This is a genomic window from Amycolatopsis sp., from assembly GCF_035276945.1.
Classification (GTDB): Bacteria; Actinomycetota; Actinomycetes; order Mycobacteriales; family Pseudonocardiaceae; genus Amycolatopsis_E.
In genome coordinates this window covers 1-7,440 of the sequence record NZ_DATELF010000002.1, presented here as the reverse complement: position 1 = coordinate 7,440, position 7,440 = coordinate 1, and the positions used below count along the sequence as shown (strand labels likewise).

Annotated in this window: 3 protein-coding genes; all 3 read right to left on the bottom strand. The window is 71.0% G+C overall.

Features of this window, described 5'->3' with window-relative positions; genetic code table 11:
• Positions 1-251, bottom strand: a 251-nt coding sequence (locus VJT49_RS00035) for a beta-ketoacyl synthase N-terminal-like domain-containing protein (protein ID WP_324161808.1), incomplete at its 3' end; no start/stop codon positions are given.
• Positions 248-6,586: an SDR family NAD(P)-dependent oxidoreductase gene (locus tag VJT49_RS00030; protein WP_414635754.1), complete on the bottom strand. Its 6,339-nt coding sequence runs from the start codon at positions 6,584-6,586 to the stop codon at positions 248-250. The genes VJT49_RS00030 and VJT49_RS00035, both read right to left, overlap by 4 nt.
• Positions 6,583-7,440, bottom strand: an 858-nt coding sequence (locus VJT49_RS00025; RefSeq protein ID WP_324161805.1) for a beta-ketoacyl reductase, incomplete at its 5' end; no start/stop codon positions are given. The genes VJT49_RS00030 and VJT49_RS00025, both read right to left, overlap by 4 nt.

Genomic DNA, 7,440 nt, shown 5'->3' with positions numbered 1-7,440 from the left:
GGATCGAACAAACCGTCCAGATCCCAACCCCGATCGTCCGGAAACTCACCGATCGCATCCACCCCACCGGACACCAGATCCCACAACTCCTCCGGAGACGAAACCCCACCCGGAAAACGACACGACATCCCCACGATCGCGATCGGTTCGCCGCTCCGGTCCTCCAGCTCCTCGAGCCGCCGGCGCGTCGCCAGCAGATCGGTCGTCGCCTGCTTGAGGTACGTGCGGAGCCTGTCTTCGCTGGTGGTCACGCGTCTCGCCTTCCACGGGAATTGCCGAGCTGGTCCAGCAGATCGAAAAGTTCGTCGTCGGTGGCCGCGGCCGGGTCGATGGCCACCTCGGCCTGCCCGGCCGCCGGTGCCTCGAGTTTCCGGACGAGGTCACGCAGCCGGCCCAGCACCTTCTCCTGCCCACCGTCGCCCGCACCGAGCAAGGCCGGGATCGCCAGCTCCACGCTGTCCAATTCGGACAGAGCCGAATCGGCGGGAGTCTTGGTCGCCGGGGCGATCCGGGCGGTGAGCTCCCTGGCCAGTTCCACCGGGGTCGGGTGATCGAACACCAGCGTGGCGGACAGCCGTGAGCCCGTGGCGTTCGCCAGGCGGTTGCGGAGCTCGACAGCCGTCAGCGAATCGAACCCCAGGTCCTTGAACTGCTGATCCGGGTCGATGGCGTGCTGGCCGCTGTGCCCAAGGACCACCGACGCCTCACGGCGCACCAGGTCGAGCACGACACGCTGCTGCTTCGCGGCGCTCAGCCCGGACAGTCGCTGCACCAGTCCGCTCGTCGTCTCGCCTTCCGCCGCGCTCCGCTGCGGCGTGCGGCGCACCAGACCCGTCATGATCGTGGGCACGTTGTCCACATCGGCGCGCAGAGCGCCGATGTCCACCACCGCGGGAACCACCACCGCGGCCGCGATGCCAAGGGCGGAGTCGAAGCGCGTGAGCACCTCCTCGTCGCTCATCGCCACCGCGCCGCCACGCGCGATCCGGGCGAGGTCCGTCTGCCCGAGGCCGCCCGTCATCCCGCCCGAACCGCCCCACAGCCCCCAGCCCAGCGAAACAGCGGGCAGACCGTGCCGTTTGCGGTACGCGGCCAGGCCGTCCAGGTACGCATTAGCCGCCGCGTAGACACCCTGTCCGGGGCTGCCCACGACCCCGGCCATCGACGAAAACAGGACGAAGGACGACAGGTCCATTTCGCGGGTGAGCTGGTGCAGGTTCCACGCCCCGAGCACCTTCGGCGCCAGCACGGTGGCCACCTGTTCCGGCCGGATCGCCTCGATCGGGGCATCCGCCAAGACGCCCGCCATGTGCACGACAGCCTGGAGCGAATGCCCCCGCACCACCTCGCGCAGCGACTCGAAGTCGGTCACGTCGCATGCCGAGACGGTCACGTCGGCGCCCAACCCGGTCAGCTCCTGCCGCAGCTCCGCCGCGCCCTCCGCCGCGAGGCCCTGCCTGCTGATCAGCAGCAGACGCCGCACGCCTCGTTCGGTCACCAGGTGTTTCGCGAACAGTCCACCCGAAACGCCCGTCCCGCCGGTGACGAGGACCGTTCTGTCGGGGCCGAGCCCTTCCGGGATCGTCAGCACGACCTTCCCGGTGTGCTTGGCCTGGCTCACGTACCGGTACGCGCCGGCCGCGTGCCGGATGTCCCACGCGGTCACGGGCAGCGGCCGCAGGTCGCCGCGTGCGAACAGCGCCAAGAGCTCCTCGAGCATCTTGGCCAGGGTGTCGAGGCCCGCGTCCATCAGATCGAACGCCTGGTACCGCAGTTCCGGGTAGTCCGCCGGGTCACGGATATCCGTCTTGCCCATCTCGAGGAACCGGCCACCGGACCGCAGCAGCCCCAGCGACGCGTCCGCCTGCGCCCCGGCCAGCGAGTTGAGCACGACGTCGATCCCGGCGGAGGCGAAATGGGTGGCGAACTCGGTGGTCCGCGAGGAAGCGATGTCCACTTCAGCGATCCCCAGCCCGGTCAACACCGGCCATTTGCCCGGACTCGCCGTCGCCAGCACCTTCGCGCCCCACAGCCGGGCGAGCTGGATCGCCGCCATGCCCACGCCTCCGGCGCCGGCGTGCACCAGCACGGTCTCGCCGGAACGCAGGCCCGCCAGCTCACGCAGCCCGTACCACGCCGTCAGGAACACGATCGGGACCGTGGCCGCCTCGGCGAACGACCAGCCCTCCGGGATGGGGGCCACCGTCCGCCGGTCCGTCACCACGACCGGTCCCGCGGCAGGCAGCAGGCCCAGCACCCGATCGCCGACGGCCAGGCCGGTCACCCCGGGCCCGGTCTCGACGACCACTCCGGCGCCCTCACCACCGAGGGCACGCTGGTCGGCCACCATGCCCAGCGCGGTGACCACGTCACGGAAGTTGACCCCGACCGAGCGCACCGCGATCCGCACCTCACCGTGCTCCAGTTCGCGGTCGCCCTCTGCCCACGACTGCAGGGTCAGGTCGGACACGCTGCCGGTGCCGCGGCTGGCGAGCCGCCAGGAGCCCGGTGGCGGGGTCAGCGGTTCACCGGGCTGGCGCCGCACCAAGCGGGGAATCCTCGGCCTGCCGGACCGGATCGCCACCTGGTCCTCACCAATGCCGGTCATGGCGGGCACCACGGCTCGCGAAGCGGGATCGTCGTCGACGTCGACCAGGACGAACCGGCCGGGGTGCTCGTTCTGCGCCGTGCGCACCAGACCCCAGACCGGTGCCAGCGCCGGATCGACCTCGTCGCCGGAAACCGCCGCGACGGCGCGTGTCGTCGCCACCACCAGCCGGGCGTCGCTTTCCTTTTCCTTGGCCAGCCACCGCTGGACGAGGTCGACCGTCTCGCCGACGACCTTCGCGGGCTCGTTCCCCGTCACCCGGACGACCTCGGCGACCGGGGCTTCCTCCGCTTCGCCAGTGACCGGGATCTGTTGCCAGTCCACGAAAAACAGGCCTGCACCGGACTGCTCGCGCACGGTGTCGGCGGTGACCGGCCGGGTGACGATGCGGTCGACCGCGGCCACCGGCGCACCGGACGAATCCGCCATGTCCAGCCGGAACGCGTTCGGGCCGGTGGACTGCCACCGCACTCGCAAAGCGGTCGGCCCGGAAGCGTACACCCGCGCGCCGCGCCATTCGAATGGCATCGCCGCGCTCGCACGTCGCCCGACCGAGTCCACCGCACCCACGTGCATGGCGGCGTCCAGCAGCGCCGGGTGCATCAGAAACTTGTCCTCGACGCCCGGAGTGGGGAGCTCCACCTCGGCGTAGAGCTCGTCGCCGAGCCGCCAGGCACGGCGCAGCCCCTGGAAACCGGGACCGTAGGTGAACCCGGCTTCCGCGAGCGAGGCGTAGGGCTCCGTCAGGTCGAACGACTCCGCTCCCGCGGGCGGCCATTCGGTGAGTGCCTCACCAGTGACGCCGCGGGTCGCCGGGCCCACCGTGGCGGTGGCGTGGCAGACCCACTCCGATTCCTCACCGCCGGCACGCGAATGCACTGTCACCGCACGGTTCCCGTCCTCAGCGGGCGCGGCGACGCGCACCTGCACCTGCCGGGGCGCACGATCGGCCAGCACCAGCGGCGACTCGAGCACGAGCTCCCTGATCTCCGGGCAGTCCACCTGACCGCCCGCGTGCCAGACCCAGTCGGCCACGCCGGTCGCCGGGACGACGACGGTGCCGAACACGGAGTGGCCCGCCAGCCACGGCTGCAGCCCGGTTCCCACACGACCGGTCAGCACCACGCCGGACTCCTGCGTGAGATCCACGACCGCGCCCAGCACCGGATGGGCGGAGACCCGCTGTCCCAGTGCCGAGGCGTCCGTGACGTCCGAGGCCTTTGTGGACGTGAGCCAGTACCGCTCGTGCTCGAACGGGTAAGCCGGCAACGCCACCCGCGTACCCGTCCGGCCGAGCACGGCGGGCCAGTCCACCGCCAGCCCCGTGGTGAACGCGGCGGCCAGGCCGGCGAGCACGCGGTGCGGGCTGTCGTCGTCACGGCGCATGGTGCCGTTCACCGCGACGTCCGACCCGGCCGCCTGCGCGGTCTCGCTGATCGCCACGGCCAGCGAGCTGTGCGGACCGACCTCGAGAAAGTTCCGCACGCCCTGGTCGAGCGCGAACCGCACGCCCTGCTCGAACCGCACGCTTTCGCGTACCTGGCGAACCCAGTAGCCGGCGTCCGGTTCGATCGGCCGTCCGGTCACGGTGGACACGATCGGGATCGTCGGCTTTCGGTAGGTGAGCCGGATCGCGATCCGCTCGAACTCCGCCAGCATCGGCTCCATCAGCGGGGAGTGGAAGGCATGGCTCACCCGCAGCCGGTTCACCCGCCAGCCCTTGGCCAGAAGCTCGTCTGCCAGCGCGTACACGGTCGTCACCTCGCCGGAGAGCACGGCCGACGTAGGGCTGTTGGCCGCCGACACCACGACGTCCGTGCCTTCCAGCAGCGGTGTCAGGTGGTCCAGCGCGCGCATGCCGCCGGGCGCGGCGACGGCGACCATCCCGCCGCCCGCGGGGAGCGCCTGCATGAGACCGGCTCGCGCCGAGACGAGAGCGCAGGCGTCGGGCAGGTCCAGCACACCGGCGACGTACGCGGCGGTGATCTCGCCGATCGAATGCCCCAGCAGGTAGTCGGGGCGCACTCCGGCCGCGGACAGCACTTCCCAGAGCGCCACCTCGGCGGCGAACAGCGCGGGCTGGGTGTAGCCCGTGCGGTCCAGCGCTTCGGCGTCGGAGAGCATGACCTCGGCGAGGCCCGGACAGTCCAATTCCGACAGAACCGAGCGCAGGGTCTTCGAGAACACCGAGCCTTCCGGCCAGGACCGGCCCATGCCCGCCCACTGCGAGCCCTGGCCCGAGAACACGACCGCCGACCTGCCCGGCAGGACCGTTCCGTGCACGACGGCCGGCGACGTCTCGCCTGAGGCCACCGCCCGCAGGCCGGTCATGGCCGCCTCGTCGTCCTCGGCCAGCACCACGGCTCGGCGGGCCATCGCCGAACGTCCGGTCAGCGTCGTGGCCACATCGGTCAGGCCGGCGCCCGCAGCCTCGACCAGCCGCTCCGCGTGCGCCGAGAGCGCTGTATCCGTCCGCGCCGAGAGCACCACCGGCACCACGCCACCCGGGAACACCGGGTCCGCGGACTCCGCCTCCGGAGCGGGTTCGGGGGCTTGCTCGAGGATGATGTGGGCGTTGGTGCCGCTGATCCCGAACGAGGAGACTCCGGCGCGGCGGGGGCGCCCGGTCTCCGGCCAGTCGCGGGACTCGGTCAGCAGCTCGACCGCGCCACCAGTCCAGTCCACCTTCGGCGTGGGTTCGTCGACGTGCAGGGTTTTCGGCAGGCCGCCGTGGCGCATGGCCTCGATCATCTTGATCACGCCGGCTACGCCCGCAGCGCCTTGGGTGTGGCCGATGTTCGACTTCACCGACCCCAGCCACAAGGGCCGGTCCTCGTCGCGGCCCCGCCCATAGGTCGCCAGCAACGCCTGCGCCTCGATCGGGTCGCCCAGACTCGTGCCGGTGCCGTGCGCTTCGACCGCGTCGACCTCGTCCGCCGACACCCCGGCGGCCGCCAGGGCCGCGCGGATCACTCGCTGCTGCGACGGGCCGTTCGGCGCCGTCAACCCGTTCGAGGCGCCGTCCTGATTCACCGCCGAACCCCGCACCACGCCGAGAATGCGATGCCCCGCGGCACGCGCCACCGAAAGCCGCTCCAACAACACGAGCCCGACGCCCTCGCTGAAACTGGTGCCATCCGCCGCACCCGAGAACACCTTGCACCGCGCGTCCGGCGCCAAACCTCGCTGCCGCGAAAAGTCGACGTACAGGCTCGGCGTCGCCATCACCGTCACGCCACCCGCGAGCGCCATCGAGCACTCATCGCGGCGCAATGCCTGCACCGCAAGGTGAATCGCCACCAGCGACGACGAACACGCCGTGTCCACCGTCAGCGCGGGCCCCTCGAAACCCAGCGAGTATGACACGCGACCCGACGCCACACTGCCCGCGTTCCCGGTCAGCCGATAACCCTCGAGCTCCTCGATGCCGGTCTGGGTACTGACGGCGTATTCCTGGTTGATGACGCCGACATAGCACCCGACAGCGGTTCCCGCGAGCGCGCCGGGATCGATTCCCGCGTCTTCGAAAGCGTGCCACGAGGCCTCGAGCAGCAAGCGCTGCTGCGGATCCATCGCCAGCGCCTCGCGCGGGCTGATCCCGAAGAACCCCGCGTCGAATCCCGCCGCGTCCTCGAGGAAACCGCCCTCGCGCACGTACGACGTCCCCGCACGATCGGGATCGGGGTCGAACAACCCGTCGAGGTCCCAGCCCCGGTCGTCGGGGAAGGTACCGATCGCGTCCACACCGCCGGAAACCAGTTCCCACAACTGCTCAGGGGACGTGACTCCGCCAGGAAAACGGCACGACATCCCCACGATCGCGATGGGTTCGTTCGTGGTCGCCAGTATCTGGCTGTTGCGCTGCTGGAGCCGTTCGTTCTCCTTCAGCGAGGCACGCAGCGCTTGGACGAGCTCTTCGTTGGACGTGGCCATGTTCGTTCTCCGTGCTCCGCGTCTGTCCCGGACTTGCCGGCTCACTGCCCGGCGCTGCCCAGCGCCCGTTTCACGAGATCCTCGGCATCCATCTCGTCGATCCCGCCGTCCCCGGCCGCCGGGGACCCCGCCACGTCCGAGCCGGCCAGCTCCAGCAGGGTGTCCAGCACGCCCGCGTCCCGGAACCGGCTCAGCGGCGTCGCGGCGAGTACTCGCCGCAGTTCGTCCTCTCCGGACGCCGGGGTAGCGCTTTCCCCGTTGCCGGGGAACAGTTCCGTGATCAGGTGGCCGGCGAGCACCGCGGGCTTCGGGTAGTCGAAGACCACCGTCGCGGGCAGGCGCAGGCCGGTCACCTTGGTCAGGCGGTTGCGCAGCTCGACCGCGGTCAGCGAGTCGAAGCCCAGCTCCTTGAACGCCGTCTCCCCATCGAGCGCCTCACCCGTCTCGTGCCCCAGCACGGCCGCCACCCCGCTGAGCACCAGGTCCAGGACGGCGTGTTCGCGCTCGGCCGCGGTCACCCCGTCGAGACTCCGCGCCCAGGATTCGGCGGACGCCGTCGCGACTTCCGCCGTGCGCCGCGCGGGCCGCACGAGGCCACGCATGATCGCCGGGACCCCACCGTCCGCGGTGCGCACCGCCGAAGTGTCGAGGTGCATCGGCACCAGCGCGGCCTCGGTGCTGCGCAGCGCCGCATCGAACAGCGCCATTCCGTCCTTTTCAGACAGTGGTCGCACCCCGCCTCGGGCGATTCGGTTCTGGTCCGTTTCGTTGAGGTGGTGGGTGAGTGTGCTGGTCTGGGCCCAGTAGCCCCAGGCGAGTGCGGTGGTGGGAGTGTTCGTGTGGGAGTTCCAGTGTTGCGCGGCGGCGTCGAGGTACGCATTGGCGGCGGCGTAGTTACC